General features: G+C 39.2%; 1 protein-coding gene. It reads left to right on the forward strand.

All coding sequences use genetic code 11. The features are described from left to right. Positions 1-263 (forward strand): hypothetical protein (locus R2R70_RS20980; protein ID WP_410979044.1); only part of this gene is annotated, 263 nt, incomplete at both ends.

Genomic DNA, 263 nt, shown 5'->3' on the forward strand with positions numbered 1-263 from the left:
GAAGTGTGGCACCAGATGAGTTTATCCCTATTGCAGAAAAAACAGGCGTGATCATATCTATTGGTGAGTTTGTTATCCCCGGCTTACATGCTTGGTTAGTTGTATACCCTAATGGTGAAATTGAAGGCAAAATTGATACTTATGATCCATCGACAATAGTCACGAAGCAAAGTATGCATAAGTTGGGGAGAATGATAAAAGAGGCCTTACTTGCGAAAGGAGATGAAAGAACGGGTAAGAAGTTTAGTTTAAGTCTGGTAAAT

It is taken from the genome of Cobetia sp. SIMBA_158, from assembly GCF_046566945.1.
Classification (GTDB): domain Bacteria; phylum Pseudomonadota; class Gammaproteobacteria; order Pseudomonadales; family Halomonadaceae; genus Cobetia; species Cobetia amphilecti.